This window comes from Pseudomonas petroselini (assembly GCF_045037875.1).
GTDB classification, from domain to species: Bacteria; Pseudomonadota; Gammaproteobacteria; order Pseudomonadales; family Pseudomonadaceae; genus Aquipseudomonas; species Aquipseudomonas petroselini.
Genome location: NZ_CP173614.1, coordinates 98,513 through 117,350, shown reverse-complemented (window position 1 = coordinate 117,350; position 18,838 = coordinate 98,513). Strand labels below are relative to the sequence as shown.

The following is an 18,838-nucleotide window of genomic DNA, read 5'->3' as shown; positions in this document are numbered from 1 at the left end:
GATTCGGGTGACGTTTTTACTGATGCGTAAATGAGCACTTGGAAATTGCCAGGGCTTCGCAATACGTGCCTTTCCACTCGCCAATAGGAGGGATAAGGTTCCAGGCAGACACAGGTTTGAGCGCGACCGAAAAGCTCGCGTCGTTATTCATGGGGCCCTTATAGGTGCAGGTGACGGTTTTGTTGTTTGCATCGTACCGGGCATCGTGAAAGGTCGAATCATTCAAGTACGATGCGGCAGCCAACGGGTTTTCACCTGTCCAGGCCCGTCCATCAGGTTGTGACGCCTCATAGCGGTAACCACCCTTGATCATCTCCGTTTGTTTGATGGCTTGTATCGAGGGACAGGTGGAGGTCGCTGCACCAACAGTGTTCACCAGGGCCATCGTGGCCAACATACCTGCAAGTAGTGAGCTTCTCATTACCCACCTCCTGTGGGTTGCGGGAAGCCTTATGCTGGGGATTATTCTCCGTCGATGGCTACTGTGAGAACTGACAGTGCTTTAGAAGAAGTCGAGATCAAACCACGGTTTTTTATTGCCAGGGACGAAAGATGCTGGCCTATCGCGCTGCCAGCGCCCCTTGGTACACCGTCGGCCCCGTCGGTTGTTTGCTCACCGACCCACCCTTGGTCTCCGAACTCACCATCAACTCCACCGGCTTGCGGATGCTTTTCTGCTGACGCGGGTTAAGTCCGATAATGCCTTTGCCATCTTCCGGCAGCAGCCCAAGCGACACCGGTGCGCTGCCTTCGGGCATGGCCCACAGTTCCAGGCTGCGATCCGGCTCAGCTGCTGCCGTGGCGATCGGTTCTACTTCGAGGTAGTCCTTGTGCGCCATGATCTGTGCCGCGGGTTGCTGGGCAGTGGTCACCAGGGTGGCGGCAGACTTGACGTTGTCTTGGGTGTAGAGCGCGCCGCCGAGCCCGGCGACGATGGCCACGCAGACACCGATAAACAGGCGCGGGCGGCTCCAGAATGGTTTTTTTTGTTCAATTACTTGGGGGCGGCTGGCGCTCATATGGCTGTTCCTGGCAAGTCTTGAAGTCATTTCATGGACTCTGGTATGCCGATTGGGTTCCTCGGCCGACCCGGAACAATGTGCCGGATACCCAGTCAAACGCCTGCTTTCGCCCCTACACCCAGAGGTTGTTTCGATGAAGATTTCACGCGGTTTCGCCCTTTCCTGCCTGATGACCCTGGCGGCCGGCCCGGTGTTTGCGGCAGGGTTCAGCCTTGGCGACGCGGCCAATGCCATTTCCGGCATGCAGGGTGGCAACAACAAGGCGGCTGCTGCGGCACCGTCTTCCGAGACGGCTGGGCTGCTCAGCGCCCTGACCTCGCAACTGAACATCACCCCCGAACAAGCCGTAGGCGGTACGGGCGCCATGCTGGGCCTGGCCAAGAACAAACTGAGCGGCAACGACTATTCGCAACTGGGCAATAGCGTGCCGGGCCTCGACCAACTGTCGGGCAACAATGCGTTGGGTAGCCTCGGGGCGTTGAGCGGGATGCTCGGCCAGGCCGGCGGCAGCAAGACCAGCGGCCTGGACGGTTTGCTGGGTAACGTGAAGAACACCAACGACCTGAACACCGCGTTCAGCGCCCTGGGCATGGACAGTGGGATGGTCGGCCAGTTTGCCCCGGTGATCCTGCAATACCTGGGCGGGCAGGGTGCCAACAGCTCGTTGCTGGGCAAGCTGGCCCAGGCCTGGGGCACCGGCAGTTAAAGACGCTCCGCGCGCAGTTGCTCGATGCGTGCGTCTTTCTCCGTCCAGAGCTGGTTGACCCAGTTCTGGACGGTCTGGCGAAACGCCGGATCGTTTTCGTAATCCCCTTGCCACAATGCCGGATCCAACTCACGGGTCTGGATGTCAATGATCACTGTTGGCACCGCGCCGCTGATCAAGTCCCAGAACCCCGGAATCTTTTGCTGCGGATAGACCACGGTCACGTCCAGCACGGCGTCCAGCTGTTCTCCCAGCGCCGCCAGCACAAACGCCACGCCGCCCGCCTTGGGCTTGAGCAAGCGAGTAAACGGCGACGCCTGCTGCTTGCGCTTGGCCTCGCTGAACCGCGTGCCTTCGAGGTAATTGACCACCGTCACCGGCTGGCGCTTGAACAGCTCGCAAGCCTCCTGGGTGATCTTCAAGTCCTGCCCCGCGAGTTCCGGGTGCTTGGCCAGGAATGCCTTGGTGTAGCGCTTCATGAACGGGTAGTCCAACGCCCACCAGGCCAGGCCCAGGAAAGGCACCCAGATCAGCTCTTTTTTCAGGAAGAATTTGAAGAACGGCGTGCGCCGGTTCAGGGCCTGGATCAGCGCCGGGATGTCGACCCAGGATTGGTGGTTGCTGATCACCAGGTAGCTGGTGTCACCGCGCAAATCGCCGCCGCCGCGAATGTCCCATTGGGTGGGGATGCACAGCGCGAAAATCAGCTTGTCGATCTCTGCCCAGGTCTCGGCGATCCACATCACCGCCCACGACATGTAATCACGATAGCGACCGGGGGCCACTAGCTTGAGCAGGGCAAACACCATCAGCGGGCCGATCAGGACCAGGGTGTTGAGCAAGAGCAGCAGTGAGACGAAACAGCCGGTGAGCAGGCGGCGCATAAGTAACTCTTGGAATCCTGTGGGCGGGCCATGATAAGCAGCTTGAGTCTAGAGGCCAAATCCCAATTCGCCGGACGAATGTTTCACAATGTGCCGGTTATGCTGGGGTGAGCTAACTAAGTGCTGCCTTTGCGGTCTAGAATCCGCCTACTTCTTTCCGAGGAAATCACTTCGTGAAACTGCTCCTTGCCTCCCTCGCCCTGGCTGCCCTGCCTGTCATGGCCGCCGAACCGACCCTTTACGGTCGCTACGAATACATCCAGTTGCCGGAGATCGGCGAAACCTTCAAGGCCAAGATGGACACCGGCGCGCTGACCGCCTCGCTGTCGGCCCGCGACATCGAGACCTTCACCCGTGAGGGCGACGATTGGGTGCGCTTCCGCCTCGGCGGCAAGGATGCGTCCAATAAAGTCTACGAACACAAAGTCTCGCGCATCAGCAAGATCAAGAGCCGCGCCGACGAAGACGACGACAAGGACGAGCCGACCGTGGCCAAACGTCCGGTGGTCGACCTCGAAATGTGCCTGGGCAACGTCAAGCGCACCGTCGAGGTCAACCTCACCGACCGCAGCAGCTTCAACTACCCGTTGCTGATCGGCGCCAAGGCCCTGCGTGAATTCGGCGCTGCGGTAAACCCGGCGCGTCGTTACACTGCGGACAAACCGGACTGCTGACGGACCACCATGCCGCATATCCTGATTGTCGAAGACGAAGCGGCGATAGCCGACACACTGATATTCGCCCTGCAAGGCGAGGGCTTCACCACCACCTGGCTGAGCCTCGGCCAGGAGGCGCTGGCCTATCAGCGCCAGACGCCGGCCGACCTGGTCATCCTCGACATCGGCCTGCCGGACATCACCGGGTTTGAAACCTGCAAGCAACTGCGCCGGTTCAGCGAGGTGCCGGTGATGTTCCTCAGTGCCCGGGATGGCGAGATCGACCGAGTGGTGGGGCTGGAGATCGGCGCCGACGATTATGTGGTCAAGCCGTTCAGCCCACGGGAAGTGACGGCGCGGGTCAGGGCGATCCTTAAACGGATCGGCCCAAGTGCTGCGCCTGCGGTGTTCCAGGTTGATCTGGAGCGCATGCAGATCAGTTATCGCAGCCAGCCTTTGAGCCTCACACGCCATGAATTCCGCTTGCTGCAAAGCCTGCTGGAACAGCCCGAGCGCGTCTTCAGCCGCGAGCAACTTCTGGATGCGGTCGGTGTGGCGGCCGATGCGGGCTACGAACGCAATATCGACAGCCACATCAAAAGCCTGCGCAGCAAGTTGCGCAGCGTGGCCGCCGATGCGGAGCCGATCCAGACCCATCGCGGCCTCGGCTACAGCTACAGCCCGAGCAACAGCTGATGCGCCTGGGGCTACGGATTTTCCTGGTGTATGCCCTGTTTATCGGCCTGACCGGCTATTTTGTGCTCAGCACCGTGATGAAGGAAATCCGCCCCGGTGTGCGCCAATCCACCGAAGAAACCCTGGTGGACACTGCCAACCTGCTGGCCGAGATCCTGCGCGATGACGTGAAGAACGGCACCCTCGGCCAAAGCCACTGGCCGGAACTGCTCAAGGCCTATGGCAATCGCCAGCCGGGCGCGACCATCTGGGGGCTGCCGAAAAACCAGGTCAACCACCGTATCTACGTGACCGACGCCAAGGGCACCGTGCTGCTCGACTCCTCGGGTGAAGCGGTGGGGCAGGACTATTCCAAGTGGAACGACGTGTACCTGACCCTGCGCGGCGAATACGGCGCCCGTTCCACCCGCAGCGAACTCGATGACCCTACCTCGTCGGTGATGCACGTCGGTGCGCCGATTCGTGACAACGGCCAGATCATCGGCGTGGTCACCGTGGCCAAGCCCAATAGCTCGTTGCAGCCTTATGTCGACCGCACCGAGCGTCGCCTGCTGTGGTATGGCGCCGGCCTGGTGATTCTGGGCCTGCTGCTGGGCGCACTGTTGTCGTGGTGGCTGAGCGTTGCGCTACGTCGGTTGACGGCTTACGCCGAGGCGGTCAGCGAGGGCCGGCGTGCCGAGTTGCCGCATTACCGTGGCGGTGAGCTCAAGCAGCTCTCCACCGCCGTGGAGCACATGCGCACGCAGTTGGAGGGCAAAGCCTACGTCGAACACTACGTACACACCCTGACCCACGAATTGAAGAGCCCATTGGCCGCGATACGCGGTGCGGCCGAGCTGTTGCAGGGCGATATGACCCGCGAACAACAGCAGCGCTTCGTCGGCAATATCGACAGCGAAAGCGCGCGCCTGCAGCAGTTGATCGAGCGTCTGCTGAACCTGGCGCAGGTCGAGCAACGCCAGGGCCTGGAAGCGCAGGCCAGCATCCCGTTGGCGGCCATGGTCGATGAGGTGCTCAACGCCCAATGTGCGCGAATTGAAGGTGCTGGGCTGCAAATCGAACAAGCGATTGCGGTGGATGTGAAGGTCTATGGCGAACCCTTCTTATTGCGTCAGGCACTGGGCAACTTGCTGGAGAACGCGCTGGACTTCACACCGCCCGGCGGCCTGTTGAGGTTCGGCGCACAGACGCGACACAACGACGTGCAGGTGAGCCTGTTCAACCAGGCCGCGCCGATTCCTGACTACGCCCTGCCACGCCTGAGCGAGCGCTTCTACTCACTGCCACGCCCGGCCAGCGGGCGCAAAAGCACCGGCCTGGGCCTCAATTTTGTCGAGGAAGTGATGAAGCTGCACGGCGGCGCGCTGCAGATCGGCAATGTCGAAGGCGGCGTGCAGGTGGTGCTGCATCTCCACACAGTCTCCACATTGCCCACATAAATCCCCCACACAGGCTGCCCAGACTCTCCCCATCAAAACAGGGAGAGACCCATGAACCGCAGCCTGCTTTTCAAACTTGGCGCGATTGCGCTGCTGATCCTGCTGTTGCTGATTCCATTGCTGATGATCAACGGCATCATCAGTGACCGCCAGCAACTGCGCGATGGCGTCCTGATGGACATTGCCCGCAGCTCCAGCTACGCCCAGCGCCTCACCGGCCCGGTGATGGTGGTGCCGTATCGCAAGACTGTGCGCGAGTGGAAGCTCAATGAAAAACTCAACAAACGCTACGAAGTCACCCGTGAAGAGCGCGGTCGTCTGTATTTCCTGCCGGACCGTTTTGAGCTTGACGGTAAAGTGCAAACCGAGCTGCGCGCACGGGGCATCTACCAGGCGCGGCTGTTCCATGCCGACAACCGCATCAGCGGGCGTTTCGAGTTGCCTGCGCAGTTGGGCATCACTGAAGACTATGCCGATTACCGCTTTGACCCGGCGTTTCTGGCGGTGGGTATCAGCGATATTCGTGGCATCGAAAACGCGCTGAAGCTGGAACTGGGCAGCCAGCGCCTGGAGTTCGAACCGGGCTCCCAGGTGGATTGGCTGGGTGAGGGCGTGCACGTAGCGCTGCCGGAGCAGGACAGCAAAAAGCCCTGTGTGGTGGACTTTGCCTTTGACCTGCGCCTGCAAGGCACCGAGCAACTGCAAGTGGTGCCGGTGGGTAAGACCAGCCAGGTGTCACTCGCCTCCAACTGGCCGCACCCCAGCTTCATCGGCAACTTTCTGCCGGCACAACGCGAGGTGACCGACAACGGCTTTACCGCCAACTGGCAGACCTCATTCTTCTCCACCAACCTCGAACAAGCCCTGCAAACCTGCCTGGACAAGCAAGGCTGTGAGGACTTCAACAACCGCAGCTTCGGCGTGAACTTCATCGACCCGGTGGATCAGTACCTCAAGAGCGACCGCGCGATCAAATACGCGCTGCTGTTCATCGCATTGACGTTTGCCGGTTTCTTCCTGTTCGAAGTGCTCAAAAGCCTGGCGGTGCACCCGATCCAGTACGCCTTGGTGGGTGTTGCGCTGGCGTTTTTCTACCTGCTGCTGTTGTCGTTGTCCGAGCACATAGGCTTCGCTCCGGCCTACCTGATCTCGGCGAGCGCCTGTGTAGTGTTGATTGGCTTCTACGTGTGCCACGTACTGCGCAGTGTGACCCATGGCCTGGGCTTTTCGGCCGGGCTGGCGGCGTTGTATGGCTTGCTGTACGGGCTGCTGAGTGCCGAAGATTACGCGTTGCTGATGGGCTCGCTGCTGCTGTTCGGCCTGCTGGGCACGGTGATGGTGCTGACGCGCAAACTGGACTGGTATGGCGTGGGCAAGCGCAAGGTGACCGCCCCATTGGAGTTTGACCTGGAGGCAGTGCAATGATCGGGTTGCGGGAGGATCAGCAGATGAAGGCGCAGTTGGTGGCCAGGATAAATCAGCTATTTCCTGACCTCCGCGGACCCCGTGTAGTGAGCGGGCTTGCCCCGCGGTGGGCTGCGCAGCAGCCCCAAAATGAGCCGCTGAGTAGTGCCTGATACACCCTTGGCTGCTTGATTAGGGCTGCTGCGCAGCCCAGCGCGGGGCAAGCCCGCTCACTACAGAAAGACTGTCGGCCCGGCGTGGGGGGCTTGAGGTCACACGGGCGGTTGCGTCTCCAACATCGACGGCCGCTGGCTGACCTCGGCGTACCACGCGGCAAGCTTCGGGGTATCCGACCGCCATTGCATATCAGGGTGACGGAAATCGAGGTAACCCAAGGCGCAGGCCACGCTGATGGCGGCGATGTCGAAGTGGCTGGTCAGTTCGGCAATCGCATCAGCCTCTAACTCGGCCAGGGTGCGACGGATCTTGTTGCGCTGCTCGTCGAGCCACGGGGCCCAATGCTTCTCCACCGGGCGCAGGGCGCTTTCGTAACGCACCAGCACGGCGGCATCCATGATGCCATCGGCCATCGAGGCCAGGGTCAGGCGGCGCCAGCGGGCCGAGCCGTCACGAGGGATCAGCGGGTTGCCGACGTGCTGGTGGTCGAAGTAATCGAGGATCACCCGGCTGTCGTGCAGCACTGTGCCGTCGGCCAGACGCAGCGCTGGGATCTTGCCCACGGGATTGTCTTGTACCAGCTGCGCATCCGGGTTGACCGGGGTCGGCATGCAGCCGTGAAGGGCGACGCGGTCCTGCTGGCCGGTTTCGATCAACAGCACGCGGACTTTGCGCACAAACGGCGAAGCGGGGTTGTGGAACAAGGTCATGCTGGCTATGGACATGCATATTCCTCGAAGCGATTTGCTTGGTTGAAAGGGCTCTTTCTTGGCCGTCTCGGGATTTTGCCTCAGGCCTAGGTAAGGATGACTGCTCTAGAGTGGAACGGCTACTCGCAGTATTCATCTGGAGGTTTTCGCTATGCTGAATATTCAACACACCGCCTGAGCACTTGCCCCTTCGATGGCATCTCCAGCGCTCGTTAATATGATACGTGCCAGAGGCAGTTGGGAGGCGGAACATGTCAAGGCTCCCGCTGGCAACGCGCAGGTGGCGCTTCAGGTTGACCCACGGTTCTACCCGAAATCACACGACCAGTACGACTTGGCTTCGCTGAATATGGGAGGACCTTTTATCGTAACGCCGCTGGATGTCCGCAAGGAGCATCTGCCAATGCTCACAGCGTTTCAGTATGTACCCAATCCCTGGAAGCGGCCCTGATAGGTGGGTTCGCAGTTCTAGCGGGAAGCACGGGTTGTAAGGATGAAAGAGCTGTTCCTGTGGCGAGGGAGCTTGCTCCCGCTGGACTGCGCAGCAGGCCCATTTTTTGGGGCCGCTTCGCGCCCCAGCGGGAGCAAGCTCCCTCGCCACAGTAGAACGGTGCAATCACAGAGTGGTTAGTTTTTTTCTGGCGGGATTGCTCTCAAGTAGTTGTAAACCGTGGCCCGGGAAATATCGAAGTACTCGCCGAAATAATCGACGAAGTTGCGAATGTCCAGCAGGCCATTGGCTCTGGCTTGCGCCAGGGCGTACATGATCTCGGTGCGACCAAAGTCACTTCGCCGCACGCAGTGTTCGACGGATATGGCCTCGACGATGTCGTTGAGCTTTTCCCGCCAATCCGCGCTGAACAACGGCGCGGGTCGCGCTTGAGGTTGCAGGCCCACGGCGAAGCCGCTGAGTAGCTTTTGCACCTGGGATAACGCCGTCATATCGAAGTTCAGACACAGCAGGGCGACGATGTCGCCCTCTTCGGAGCGGGCCGCGATAGAGATTGAGCGCAGCGTGCGGTTATTGGGGCCGGCCTTTTCATACGGACCGATGACATCCAGCCCCTGGTCCAGCTCCGGCAGATTGCAAATCAGGGAGGCGTCCCCGACTTTGCGCTTGGAGAAACCATTCGCGATGTGCACGATCAATCCGCTGCGGATATCGTGAACCACCGCTTCCAGGTCGGGGAAAAGCAAGGCAGCGATGCCGTCCGCCGCTGCATTCATGAACGCGATATTGGCCATGGGGAAATAAAGCACTTGAATGTGAAGGGACTGATTGTACGGAGTCGACCCTGCCTTTGACAGGTTGTCCGGTCTTGGCGATACCTGCGCGCTCAGCGGTGGATCTGCGCCAGGAAGGCTTGAGCCCGGTCGCTCTTGGGCTCGGTAAAAAACTGCTCTGGGGGCAGGTCTTCCACAATGCGTCCCGCGTCGAGGAACAGCACCCGTTCGGCGACCTGGCGAGCGAAGCCCATTTCGTGGGTGACGCACAGCATGGTCATGCCGGTGTCGGCCAATTTGACGATGACGTCCAGCACTTCGTTGACCATTTCCGGGTCGAGTGCCGAGGTGGGTTCGTCGAACAGCATGATTTTCGGCTCCATGCACAGTGCCCGGGCGATCGCCACCCGCTGTTGCTGGCCGCCTGAAAGTTGGCTGGGGTACTTGTTCGCCTGGCTTTCGATACCGACCTTGCTCAGATAATGCCGTGCGTGTTCTTCGGCGCGCCTGCGTGACAGGCCGCGTACCGATATCGGGGCCAGGGTGCAGTTTTGCAGGACCGTCATGTGGGGGAACAGGTTGAAGTTCTGGAACACCATGCCAATCTCGCGCAACGCTTTATGCCTGGCCGGCGAAGGTTTCCCGAGGTCGGTATCCAGCGCTCGGATGACCCCGCTCTCGGCAATTTCAAGGCGGCTGATGCAGCGAATCAAGGTCGACTTTCCCGAACCGGAAGGGCCGCACAGAACGATGCGCTCACCTTGGCTGACGTTAAGGTCGATGGCGTGAAGGACCTGGAAGTTGCCATACCATTTGTTCAATCCACTGATTTGCACCACGGACTTTCGCGTGGGCGGGGCAGAAAGGGAAAGACCGTCTGGTGCGGTGATGTACGAATTCATGACTAGCCCTCTGGACCGCAGTGTGGGGGGAGACCGGATTACCCGATGTGCTTGCTCAGTGACCGTTCCAGTCGTTTGAGCGCGCGTCTGACAACTTCGACGATGACCAGGTACAGCACCGCCGCCCAGAGGTAGATCTGGAAATCGAAGGTGCGTGAGAAGGCCAGTTTGGTAACGCCCATCAGGTCATAAATAGTGACCAGCGAGGCGATGGAACTGGCCTTGATCATCAGGACCAGTTCGTTACCCAGCGGCCCGATGGCGACCAGCAGCGATTGCGGCAGGATGACTTTTCTCAAGGTGGTCCAGCGAGACAGGCCCAGGGTTTGCGAGGCTTCGCGCTGGCCCGGTGCGATGGCGGTCAGGGCGCCGCGCATGATCTCGGCTTGATAGGCCGCCGTGTTCAGGGTGAAGGCCAGCAGGGTGCAGAGCCAGGCATCCCGGAAGAACCACCAGAGACCGACCTCTTGCCAGAAGCCTTTGAAAGACCCCAGGCCGTAATACAGCATGAACAGTTGGACCAGCAGCGGCGAACCGCGAAAGAAGTACACATAGACGCCAGTGAAGCCGCGCACCCAGCGATAGGTCGACAAGCGGCCCAAGGCAATCAGTAGACCCAGTAATGCCCCGAGGCTGAAAGAAATCGCCACCAGTTTGCCGGTTACCAGCAAGCCGTCGATAAAGCGTGGGGCGTAACGTTCAAGCAACGCCACGTTGAGCAGCGTGCTCCACAGGTTCTCGATGTTCATGGCTTGGCACTCTGTTGGTGGCGGCTGAAACAGCGTTCGAGCACATGGAACACGCGGCCGGACAACGCCGAGAAAAACAGATAGCCCAAGCAGGCCACGGTGTAGAACAGCATGGGTTCTTTGGTCACGCTGACTGCCAGGCTGGTCTGGCGCATCAGGTCGACCAGGGAGATAGTCGAAACCAGCGAGGTGTCCTTGAGCAGTGACAACCAGTTGTTCGACAGGCCGGGCAAGGCGATACGTGTCAGTTGTGGCAGGACCACCCTGCGAAAGGTCGTGCCCTTGGACAAGCCCAGCATGGCAGCCGCCTCCAGCTGACCCTTGGGCAGTGTCTTGAGGGCGCTTAACCAGATCTCGCTGGAAAACGCGGCAAACACCAGGCTGAAGGCAATCATGGCCGCGACGAAAGTGTTGATGGCTACCTCGCCCTGGTAACCCATGGCGGCAAATAGCTTTTGTGCGGCGATCTGGCAGCCGTAATAAATGATCAGCAGGGTCAGTAGTTCGGGCAGTCCACGGAATACCGTGGAAAATGCCGTGGCTCCAGTCCGCAGCCAGCGCCGCCTGGACCGCGCAGCCAACGCCACTGCCAGGCCCAGCGGCAAACCGAGCGGCACGCAGGCGAGGGCCAGGGCGATCGTGACCAACGCACCTGCGAGCAGCGCTGAGCCCCAGCCATCGCTGGCAAAAGATAACAATGACAGTTGTTCGAGCATGCCAGAACCCTCTCGCGAAATTTGACCTGCACGGGTGCGCGGTGCTCTAGATCAGCACGGCGCCGCAGTGCCGGAGGAGCGTCCCGGGCCAGTGCCCGGGCCCCGAAGGTCAATAGATATCGAAGGCGAAGTAGCGGCTGGCGATCTTTTTGTAAGTGCCATCGGCGACGATTTCGTCCAGCGCCCGGTTCAGCCGCTCGCGCAACTTGACGTCCCCCTGGCGTACCGCAATGGCCGCATCGGTGTTGGTGCCGTCAATGTCCCCGAGGATCTTGCAGCAGTCTTTGCCGGCACTTTCTACCCATGCCAGCAGTGGGTATTTGTCGGCGATGACACCGTCCAGGCGCCCGGCCGCCAGGTCGCTGGCGGCTTCGTCCTGGGAGGGGTAGAGCTTCACCGTGGCGCCGGCCGCGCCATAGTGTTCTTCGGCGTAGATGGCTTGTGTCGAATAAGACTGGGCGCCCACCGTCAGGCCTTTAAAGTCGGTCTGGGCATCGCGGATGCCTGAGTCGTTGGCCACGGCGACCGACAACGGTGTGCGGTAATAGCGGTTAGTGAAGGCGATTTTCTTTTTGCGCTCTTCGGTGACATTCATCGAGGCCACGATGGCATCGTATTTTTTCGCCAGCAGCGCGGGAATCATGCCCTCCCAGTCCTGAGTGACAAAGGTGCAGGTGACCTTCATTCGCTCACACAGGGCGTTGGCAATGTCGATATCGAAGCCGTGCAGTGTGTTGGTGGAATCCACGTAATTGAACGGTGGATAAGCCCCTTCGCTGGCAATGCGCAGTGTTTCTGCGTGTGCCGCACCCGCGACGGTGCAGAGCAGCCAGAGGGTTGCTGTGGAAATCGTACTAAGCGGCTTTTTCATTTGAATACCTACCTTATTGTTATTGTTTATTCAGGTGTTGATTCGGTACCTAGGCGGGCGTGACGTTGTCCGCATCGCCAGGCGCCACGGCCCGGACCAACCCGACCGCCAGGGTGGCGATGGCAATGTCCTGGGCTGCGAGGCCGGTCAGGTCAGCGACGGTCACGTCGTCAGCGTTGATGCGCCCTTGGAGGCTGCCTGCCAACACGTGCCCCAGGGAGATGTCGGCAGTGTTGGTGACCAGCCCGGCGCGAAGGGCATGCCCCAGTTCACCGCGCTCGGCGCATTGGCGGTGGTCGTCGGTCATGATGACCTGGGCCATCGCCAGAATGTGCGGGTCAAGTTCCTGTTTGCCCTGGCTGTCCGCGCCCAGGGCGACGATATGGGTGCCAGGTTTTACGGCGGACACCGGAACAATTGCCTGGGTTGACGGCGTGCAGGTGATGACGACATTGCAGTGCTCGAACACCTCCTCAACCGTGGCCAGCGCGTGAACCGACAAACCGTGATGCCCCAGTTTCTCTGCCAGCCGGGCGGCTTTGGCCGGGTCCCGCCCCCAGATAAACACCCGGTCGGTCCCCAAGAGGTGTGCGGCCCAGTGGGCCTGGTGTTCGGCCTGATGCCCGGTGCCGAGAATACCCAGCGCGGTGACCTGTGGCGGAGCGCCGGCCTTCGCCGCCAATGCCCCGGCGGCGGCTGTCCGCCAACTGGTCAACCAGCCTTCATCGTTGAGGATGGCGATGATCTTGCCGGTGTGTGAGCTGAAGACCAGCATCAACCCGTTATTGGTGTCCAACCCCTTGGACGGGTTCTCATAGAACCCCATGGCCAGTTTGACGACGAAGGTTTCCCCGCCCCGCAAATAGCCGAGCCTGATATGACAGTCCCCAGGAGGTTCCTGGAACAGCAGCTCGCCGGACTTGGCACTGATGACGTTGTGTTGGGCATGTTGCATACAGGCATCGCGCACCACGCGCAGCATGTCGTCGCGCTTCAGCACAGTGCGCAGGTCGGCAAGGTCATAGATGGGAAGCGTCATTACGTATTGCCCCGCAAACTGTCGGCACAGGATGTGTGATCTGGGGCAGAGATTAAGCGTATTTAGATGCTTTGTATAAGTTGTTATTAATGTCTAATTATTGCTGAGAAGCGATCTATTGATTGCCCCGATTCAACGGTGCAGCACCCCCCAGAGCGCAATGACTGCCGGAACCCCCAGCCCCAGCCAACTCAGCGAATCCCACAGCCCATCCCCCAATAACGCCGCGAACAACCCTGCCGCCGTAAGCAGGCCTATCCCCAGCGGGAAGGCAAACACCTTCCAGAAGTTCGACTGGCGCGGCTTCATGGCTTGCCCGCCTTGCGCCGGACAACCCACAGGTAGACGCCGCTGCCCAGCACGACAATGGTCAGCACATCCAGCACCGCCCAGAGGACCTTCATCGGCATGCCGCCGTAGTCACCGAAATGCAGCGGCTGGGACATGCCCATGGCGTCCATGTACCAGGGCCGTTCGGCAATGGCGGTGACGGCCAGGGTGCTGGCGTCGATCAGCACTGGTGTGAGCAGGTGCGAGGTCAGGTGGGTGCTGCCCTTCATGAACACGGCGTAATGGTGCTCACTGGAAAAGCGCGTGCCGGGGAAGGCGATGAAGTCCGGCTCCATGCCGGGCGCGGCTTTGGCGGCGATGTTCAGCAGCTCGTTGGCCGGTGCGCGCTGGGTCAGTGGCGGGGCGTTTTTATAGGGCTCGATCATTGCGCTGAGACTGTCCTGGCGCCAGGCGGCGATGATCAGGTCGGCGCAGGCGCTGATCACGCCGGTCACACCCACCACCAGCGCCCAGGTCAATGTAACCACGCCGATCAGGTTATGCAGGTCGAGCCAGCGCAGACGGGTGGATTTGTCCTGGCGCACGGTGGCGAACTTCAAGCGGCGCATGAACGGCAGGTAAAGCACCGTGCCCGAGATGATCGCCACGACAAACAGCACCCCCATGAACGCCAGCAACCACTTGCCCGGCAGACCGGCGAACATATCCACATGCAGGCGCAGCAGGAACAAGGTGAACCCGCCATTGGCCGCCGGGGTTTCCAGCGCGTCGCCGGTGCGCGCGTCGAGCATGAAGGTGTGCGACGAGTTGGGCTCGGTGCCGGCGGTGGCCGCCATGATCGCGATCACGCCGTTCTTGTCATCTTCGTCCCAGGCCAGGTACTGCATGACTTCGCCGGGCCGATGCGCCTGCGCCTTGGCCACCAGCTGTTCCAGGTTGAGCTGCGGCGTGTCGGCAGGCATCTGCGCCAGTTCCGGCTCGTTGCCCAGCAGATGGTCGATCTCGTGGTGAAACACCAGCGGCAGGCCGGTGAGGGCGAGCAGCAGCAGGAATACCGTGCAGATCAGGCTGGTCCAGGTGTGGATGAAGGACCAGCGGCGGATGGTTTTGCTTTTCATCACGGCTCCAAAGGCAAAAGGGCCGCGGTTCAGGCGGCCCTTCGTTGGCGGTTTTTACCGTCTTAGAATTTGTAGTTCACACTGGCGACCACGTTACGCTGGTCGCCGTAGTAGCAATAGAAACCATCACAGGTGGACAGGTAGTCCTTGTTGAAGATGTTCTTGGCGTCGACGGCTACGGTCACACCCTTCATGGTGCTGTTCAAGCGGCCAAGGTCGTAGTGCACCGAGGCGTCGTACACGGTGTATGAGCCTACGTGGCCCAAGTCGGTATTGGCGGCGTTGCCGTAGGTGTCGCCGACGTAGCGCACGCCTGCACCGACACCAAAACCATCCAGCGTCCCGCTGCGCCACGTGTAGTCAGCCCAGCCTGTCGCCTGGTTACGCGGCAACTGGTTCAGGCGATTGCCTTTTTCAGCCGTAGCACCTTGAATGATTTCGCTGTCGTTGTAGGTGTAGGAACCGACCAGCTTTAGGCTTTCGGTGACGTCAGCGCTGGCTTCCAGTTCCAGGCCACGTACCCGCACTTCACCCACTTGGCGAGTGACACTCCCCTCGGTGACTGAGGTGTTTTGCTGGGTCAGGTCGAACACAGCGGCGGTGAATAGCGCCTTGGTGCCTGGAGGCTGGTACTTGATACCGGCTTCGTATTGTTTGCCTTCGGTGGGTTTGAATGCGCCGGTGCTGCCCACTTGAGTGCCTGAGCCGGCTTGGAACGATTCGGCGTAGGACAGATACGGAGTGATACCGTTGTCGAAGACATAACTCAGTGCCGCGTTGCCGCTGAAATGTTTGTCACGCTGGGTGTTGGTGGCGTCATTGAGGTTATGGAAAGTGGTGCCGGTATGTACCCAGTCTTCACGGCCACCGAGGGTCAAGCGCCAGTTGTCGAGGGCCATCTGGTCCTGGACGTACAGGCCGGTTTGTTGGGTCTTTTGGGTGTAATCGTACATGGTGAAGTATTGGACGTTGGAGAAGTCCTGGCCGTACACCGGACGATTGAAGTTGATGGTGGGGACCCCCGCAGAACCCCACAGCCAACGCGCATCGCTGGTGGAACGTTGATGGTCGAGGCCCAGCAACAGCGTGTGGCTGACAGCACCGGTCTGGAAGTCGGCCTGGAAGTTGTTATCGACGGCGAACTGGCCGATGTTTTCGTCAACCTTGCCGGCAGAGCGACTCACGTTACCGTTGGCGTCCACTGCGACGTCAGGGCCATTCGGAAAGAAAGCACCGCCCGCGGTAATACCCTGGAACGACAGGTCGTTCTTGGTATAACGCAGGTTCTGGTGGAACTGCCACGTGTCGTTCAAGCGGGTTTCAAAGGCGTAGCCAAGCGCATAGTAGGTGCGGTCATAAAACTCCCAGTCAGGATCACCCAAGTTCTTGTGGTGGGAAATCTTGCCCGCTGGGGAGCTCAGTTTGGTGCCTTGCAGCGGCAGGAACTGCCCGGTGATACCTGTGTCGTCGCGGGTGAACTGGGTGAGTAGCGTGAGCTTAGTGTCGTCGTTGATGTTCCACGTCAGGCTCGGAGCGATGTTGTAGCGCTTGTCCGGGATGTGATCCACGGCGGTGTTGCTGTCGCGCACCACGCCACTGACGCGATAGAGGAACTGACCCTCGTCGTCGATCTTGCCGGTACTGTCGAAGTTGATCTGTTTGTGGTTGTTGCTGCCGGCCTGCACTTCGATCTCATTCGAGCTTTCGGCCTGAGGGCGACGGCTGACCATGTCCAGCAAACCGCCTGGCGGGGTTTGCCCGTAAACCGACGAGGCCGGGCCGCGTAGGACAGCGATGCGTTCCAGGTTCCAGGTGTCGATTTTCGGCGTGGCGTAGTTACCTTTGGGCAATGGCAGGCCGTCGAGGAATTGAGTCGGCACAAAACCACGTACCAACAGCCAGTCACTACGGGAGTCGGAGCCGTAGCCGGAACTCTGCACACCAGCGGTGTAGCGCAAAGCGTCATTAAGGTTGAGTACGGAGCGGTCTTCCATTTGTTTGCGAGTGATCACGGTGACCGAACGGGGTAGTTCGGCAATCGGCGTATCAGTTTTGGTGCCGGCGGCGGTGCGCGTTGCAACATAACCGTCTACCGGGCCCCATGCGCTTTCATAGCTGCCCTGGCCGGTAATGTTTGTCTCGGGCAGGGCTACAACCCCCTCCGGAACCGGTACCAACGTATAAGTCCCCGCACTGCTTTGCTCCAACTGCAAACCCGTCCCACGCAACGCCTCACGCAGTGCTCCCGGCGCATCGAACTGGCCCTGGACCGGCGCCGAGGTCTTGCCCGACGCCAGCGCCGGGCTGAGGGTCAGCGCGAGGCCGCCCTGGCTGGCGATCTGGTTCAGGGTGCTGGCCAGTGGCGCCGCCGGCAGGTTGTAGGCGCGCACGCTGGACGCCTGTTCGGCGGCGACCAGCGCGGTGCTGGCCAGCGGGGCGCTGAGGGCAATGGCCACGGCTAACAGGCTGGGGCGCAACAAGGTGTCTAGCGTGCGGGACATACGGCGGCTCCTGAATGGAAATATTTCTCAATTGCCTAGGTGCCGAACGAGAAGTGAAAAGTGATAGGGGGGGGATGGAAATATTTTTTGTCTGGGGTATTTGAGGGGGTTGGCAGGGCCTCTTCGCGAGCAAGCGATAGCCAAGGCACCGCCAAACCTAAGGCTTACGGGTAACCGTCACCCACCACGGTGTGTGCTGCTCGATCTGCACCGGCAGCGTCGGCAGCAGCGCGTTGAGCGCCAAGGTGGTGTCGTGCAGCGGGAAGCTGCCGGTGATGCGCAGGTCGGCCACGTTTTTATCCACGCCCAGGTAACCGGTGCGGTAGCGGCTCAGCTCCTCGACCACATCGCCCAGGCGAGCGTTGTCCACCACCAGCATGCCGCGTGTCCAGGCGTCGGTGGCCGGGGTGACGGCAAGCGTAGGGCCGAGACCGTCGCTGCGCATCAGCACTTGCTGGCCTTCCTTGAAAATCTGTTCCCGGTGCAGGGCTTCGGGCTGAGCGGCCACCGCCGACTGCAGCACGCTCAAGCGCGTGGCGTCGTCTTCGCGCTTGACGATAAACCGCGTGCCCAGTGCCCGCAGGCTGCCGTCGCGAGTTTGCACATAGAACGGGCGTGCGTCGTGGTGGCCGGTCTCGACCAGGATTTCGCCTTCCTGCAACACGATCAGTCGGCGTTTTTCATCAAAACGCACATCGATAGCGCTGTGGGTATTGAGGTTGATCAGCGTACCGTCCGCCAGTTTCAGCGTGCGCTGCTCGCCGGTGGCGGTACGTTGGTCAGCCAGCCAATAGTGGACCGGCACATAACGCTCACCGGCAAACAACGCCAGGCCAATTACCACGGCGATACTCGCCAGACCACTGCCCAACTTACGCACACGCTGGCGAATGCCCTCACGCGATTGCAACAACGCCGCCCGCGCCGGGCCCGAGGCCGCACTGAAACGCTGGTCGAGCATGCCCAACTGCCGCCAGGCGCGGGCGTGCTCTTCATCGCTGGCCAGCCATTTGTCGAATTCTTCGCGCTCCACCACGCTGCCGTCGCCCGAATCGAGGGACAGTTGCCAGGCAATCGCCGCATCCAGCACACGGGCCGAGACCGGCTTGGAGCTGATCATGGTCACTGCGGCTCGCCATACAGCGCGATGTAGCACTGGCGAATGCCCTGAGCCAGGTATTGGCGCACGCGCGGCACCGACACGCCGAGGCGTTGGGCGATGTCTGCGTGGCCCATGCCGTCGAGGCGGTTGTAGAGAAAGGCTGCGCGGGCCTTGCTCGACAATTTGCCGAGCAGGCGGTCGATGGCCTTGAGGTCTTCGAGGATCAGTTGCTGGGCTTCCGGCGAAGGGTGTTCGCTTTCCGGGATCAGCATCAGTTCGGTGAGGTAGGCCTGTTCCAGGGCGGCGCGACGGAAATAATCGAACAGCAGGCCCTTGGCGATCGCGATCAGAAACGCGCGGGGCTCGCGGGGTTCGCGCAACTCGTCACGGCCAAGCAGGCGCATGAAGGTGTCCTGGCTCAGGTCCTCGGCGCGGCTAGGACAGGCCACATTGCGTCGCAGCCACGCCAACAGCCAGCCACGATGGTCGCGATACAACGCGCCAACAAGCTCACTGTGTGGGTTCTGGATTGACGACAAGGCAGCACCTGGCAAACGCGATGTTTAAACTAACGAGAATTATTCGCGATTGTGTCAGAGCCGTGGGGTGGGCGCAATTGGCGTCTGTCGGT

At 60.7% G+C, this 18,838-nt stretch carries 20 protein-coding genes and 1 pseudogene; 5 read left to right on the top strand and 16 right to left on the bottom strand.

Translation table 11 applies throughout. From position 1 onward, the window contains the following. Nucleotides 1-16: 16 nt before the first annotated feature. The gene (locus ACI512_RS00630; RefSeq protein ID WP_064054267.1) at nt 17-421 is read right to left on the bottom strand and encodes a DUF3757 domain-containing protein; all 405 of its coding nucleotides are present in this window, start codon (nt 419-421) and stop codon (nt 17-19) included. A 139-nt stretch (nt 422-560) separates the two neighbouring features. Continuing rightward, nucleotides 561-1,019 carry an anti-sigma factor domain-containing protein gene (locus tag ACI512_RS00625; RefSeq protein WP_236380308.1) on the bottom strand — a complete coding sequence of 153 codons (459 nt, stop codon included), beginning with the start codon at nt 1,017-1,019 and terminating at the stop codon, nt 561-563. A gap of 136 nt (nt 1,020-1,155) precedes the next feature. Here ACI512_RS00625 and ACI512_RS00620 point away from each other — a divergent pair, with 136 nt between their 5' ends. Next, a complete protein-coding gene (locus tag ACI512_RS00620) occupies nt 1,156-1,728 on the top strand; it encodes a DUF2780 domain-containing protein (RefSeq protein WP_015886237.1) in 573 nt (190 codons plus the stop codon). On the opposite strand, the gene ACI512_RS00615 is transcribed toward ACI512_RS00620, so the two are convergent. After that, nucleotides 1,725-2,612, bottom strand: a complete 888-nt coding sequence (locus ACI512_RS00615) for an acyltransferase (protein ID WP_236380307.1) — start codon at nt 2,610-2,612, stop codon at nt 1,725-1,727. The two genes, ACI512_RS00620 and ACI512_RS00615, sit on opposite strands and share 4 nt — an antisense overlap. Before the next feature lie 173 nt (nt 2,613-2,785). Here ACI512_RS00615 and ACI512_RS00610 point away from each other — a divergent pair, with 173 nt between their 5' ends. Genes ACI512_RS00610 through creD form a run of 4 tightly spaced genes read left to right on the top strand, consistent with a single transcriptional unit; the run spans nt 2,786 to nt 6,828 of the window. Next, entirely contained in the window at nt 2,786-3,286 is a 501-nt protein-coding gene (locus ACI512_RS00610; protein WP_236380306.1) for an ATP-dependent zinc protease, read from the top strand. Between the two features lie 9 nt (nt 3,287-3,295). After that, nucleotides 3,296-3,964, top strand: coding sequence for a two-component system response regulator CreB (creB, locus tag ACI512_RS00605; protein WP_015886234.1), 669 nt, complete (start codon nt 3,296-3,298; stop codon nt 3,962-3,964). Next, nucleotides 3,964-5,403, top strand: coding sequence for a two-component system sensor histidine kinase CreC (gene creC, locus ACI512_RS00600; RefSeq protein ID WP_231808995.1), 1,440 nt, complete (start codon nt 3,964-3,966; stop codon nt 5,401-5,403). Before creB ends, creC begins: the two co-directional genes overlap by 1 nt. A gap of 51 nt (nt 5,404-5,454) precedes the next feature. After that, a complete protein-coding gene (gene creD / locus ACI512_RS00595; RefSeq protein WP_405121577.1) occupies nt 5,455-6,828 on the top strand; it encodes a cell envelope integrity protein CreD in 1,374 nt (457 codons plus the stop codon). A 251-nt stretch (nt 6,829-7,079) separates the two neighbouring features. On the opposite strand, the gene ACI512_RS00590 is transcribed toward creD, so the two are convergent. The 13 genes and pseudogenes from ACI512_RS00590 to ACI512_RS00530 form a co-directional block, all read right to left on the bottom strand. Continuing rightward, nucleotides 7,080-7,709 carry a glutathione S-transferase gene (locus ACI512_RS00590; protein WP_405121576.1) on the bottom strand — a complete coding sequence of 210 codons (630 nt, stop codon included), beginning with the start codon at nt 7,707-7,709 and terminating at the stop codon, nt 7,080-7,082. 492 nt (nt 7,710-8,201) lie between these two features. Beyond that, a pseudogene (locus ACI512_RS00585) lies at nt 8,202-8,297 on the bottom strand (N-acetyltransferase); the annotation flags it as partial. A gap of 24 nt (nt 8,298-8,321) precedes the next feature. After that, complete coding sequence (locus tag ACI512_RS00580) at nt 8,322-8,939, bottom strand: transcriptional regulator (RefSeq protein ID WP_046034986.1); 618 nt, start codon at nt 8,937-8,939, stop codon at nt 8,322-8,324. A 92-nt stretch (nt 8,940-9,031) separates the two neighbouring features. After that, nucleotides 9,032-9,820, bottom strand: a complete 789-nt coding sequence (locus ACI512_RS00575; protein WP_284738781.1) for an amino acid ABC transporter ATP-binding protein — start codon at nt 9,818-9,820, stop codon at nt 9,032-9,034. Nucleotides 9,821-9,858: 38 nt separating this feature from the next. After that, nucleotides 9,859-10,569: an ABC transporter permease gene (locus tag ACI512_RS00570; RefSeq protein ID WP_093542465.1), complete on the bottom strand. Its 711-nt coding sequence runs from the start codon at nt 10,567-10,569 to the stop codon at nt 9,859-9,861. After that, nucleotides 10,566-11,285 (bottom strand): ABC transporter permease, encoded by a 720-nt coding sequence (locus tag ACI512_RS00565; RefSeq protein WP_231808998.1) that lies wholly within the window; start codon nt 11,283-11,285, stop codon nt 10,566-10,568. Before ACI512_RS00565 ends, ACI512_RS00570 begins: the two co-directional genes overlap by 4 nt. Nucleotides 11,286-11,394: 109 nt before the next feature. Then, on the bottom strand, nt 11,395-12,156 hold the full coding sequence (locus tag ACI512_RS00560) for a transporter substrate-binding domain-containing protein (RefSeq protein WP_250947496.1): 762 nt from the start codon (nt 12,154-12,156) through the stop codon (nt 11,395-11,397). A gap of 49 nt (nt 12,157-12,205) precedes the next feature. Beyond that, on the bottom strand, nt 12,206-13,195 hold the full coding sequence (locus ACI512_RS00555; RefSeq protein ID WP_250947497.1) for an NAD(P)-binding domain-containing protein: 990 nt from the start codon (nt 13,193-13,195) through the stop codon (nt 12,206-12,208). A gap of 132 nt (nt 13,196-13,327) precedes the next feature. Further along, the gene (locus ACI512_RS00550) at nt 13,328-13,504 is read right to left on the bottom strand and encodes a hypothetical protein (RefSeq protein ID WP_015886224.1); all 177 of its coding nucleotides are present in this window, start codon (nt 13,502-13,504) and stop codon (nt 13,328-13,330) included. Continuing rightward, nucleotides 13,501-14,604 carry a PepSY-associated TM helix domain-containing protein gene (locus tag ACI512_RS00545; RefSeq protein ID WP_405121575.1) on the bottom strand — a complete coding sequence of 368 codons (1,104 nt, stop codon included), beginning with the start codon at nt 14,602-14,604 and terminating at the stop codon, nt 13,501-13,503. Before ACI512_RS00545 ends, ACI512_RS00550 begins: the two co-directional genes overlap by 4 nt. Nucleotides 14,605-14,666: 62 nt before the next feature. Further along, nucleotides 14,667-17,105: a TonB-dependent siderophore receptor gene (locus ACI512_RS00540; protein ID WP_405121574.1), complete on the bottom strand. Its 2,439-nt coding sequence runs from the start codon at nt 17,103-17,105 to the stop codon at nt 14,667-14,669. A gap of 157 nt (nt 17,106-17,262) precedes the next feature. Beyond that, nucleotides 17,263-18,231 (bottom strand): FecR domain-containing protein, encoded by a 969-nt coding sequence (locus ACI512_RS00535; RefSeq protein WP_405121573.1) that lies wholly within the window; start codon nt 18,229-18,231, stop codon nt 17,263-17,265. After that, nucleotides 18,228-18,746: an RNA polymerase sigma factor gene (locus ACI512_RS00530; protein WP_015886220.1), complete on the bottom strand. Its 519-nt coding sequence runs from the start codon at nt 18,744-18,746 to the stop codon at nt 18,228-18,230. Before ACI512_RS00530 ends, ACI512_RS00535 begins: the two co-directional genes overlap by 4 nt. Between the last annotated feature and the right edge of the window lie 92 nt (nt 18,747-18,838).

Coding starts and splice junctions, on each gene's coding strand:
- ACI512_RS00630 (WP_064054267.1), bottom strand. CDS start 421: ATGAGAAGCTCACTACTTGCAGGTATGTTGGCCACGATGGCCCTGGTG.
- ACI512_RS00625 (WP_236380308.1), bottom strand. CDS start 1,019: ATGAGCGCCAGCCGCCCCCAAGTAATTGAACAAAAAAAACCATTCTGG.
- ACI512_RS00620 (WP_015886237.1), top strand. CDS start 1,156: ATGAAGATTTCACGCGGTTTCGCCCTTTCCTGCCTGATGACCCTGGCG.
- ACI512_RS00615 (WP_236380307.1), bottom strand. CDS start 2,612: ATGCGCCGCCTGCTCACCGGCTGTTTCGTCTCACTGCTGCTCTTGCTC.
- creB (WP_015886234.1), top strand. CDS start 3,296: ATGCCGCATATCCTGATTGTCGAAGACGAAGCGGCGATAGCCGACACA.
- creC (WP_231808995.1), top strand. CDS start 3,964: ATGCGCCTGGGGCTACGGATTTTCCTGGTGTATGCCCTGTTTATCGGC.
- creD (WP_405121577.1), top strand. CDS start 5,455: ATGAACCGCAGCCTGCTTTTCAAACTTGGCGCGATTGCGCTGCTGATC.
- ACI512_RS00590 (WP_405121576.1), bottom strand. CDS start 7,709: ATGTCCATAGCCAGCATGACCTTGTTCCACAACCCCGCTTCGCCGTTT.
- ACI512_RS00580 (WP_046034986.1), bottom strand. CDS start 8,939: ATGGCCAATATCGCGTTCATGAATGCAGCGGCGGACGGCATCGCTGCC.
- ACI512_RS00575 (WP_284738781.1), bottom strand. CDS start 9,820: ATGAATTCGTACATCACCGCACCAGACGGTCTTTCCCTTTCTGCCCCG.
- ACI512_RS00570 (WP_093542465.1), bottom strand. CDS start 10,569: ATGAACATCGAGAACCTGTGGAGCACGCTGCTCAACGTGGCGTTGCTT.
- ACI512_RS00565 (WP_231808998.1), bottom strand. CDS start 11,285: ATGCTCGAACAACTGTCATTGTTATCTTTTGCCAGCGATGGCTGGGGC.
- ACI512_RS00560 (WP_250947496.1), bottom strand. CDS start 12,156: ATGAAAAAGCCGCTTAGTACGATTTCCACAGCAACCCTCTGGCTGCTC.
- ACI512_RS00555 (WP_250947497.1), bottom strand. CDS start 13,195: ATGACGCTTCCCATCTATGACCTTGCCGACCTGCGCACTGTGCTGAAG.
- ACI512_RS00550 (WP_015886224.1), bottom strand. CDS start 13,504: ATGAAGCCGCGCCAGTCGAACTTCTGGAAGGTGTTTGCCTTCCCGCTG.
- ACI512_RS00545 (WP_405121575.1), bottom strand. CDS start 14,604: ATGAAAAGCAAAACCATCCGCCGCTGGTCCTTCATCCACACCTGGACC.
- ACI512_RS00540 (WP_405121574.1), bottom strand. CDS start 17,105: ATGTCCCGCACGCTAGACACCTTGTTGCGCCCCAGCCTGTTAGCCGTG.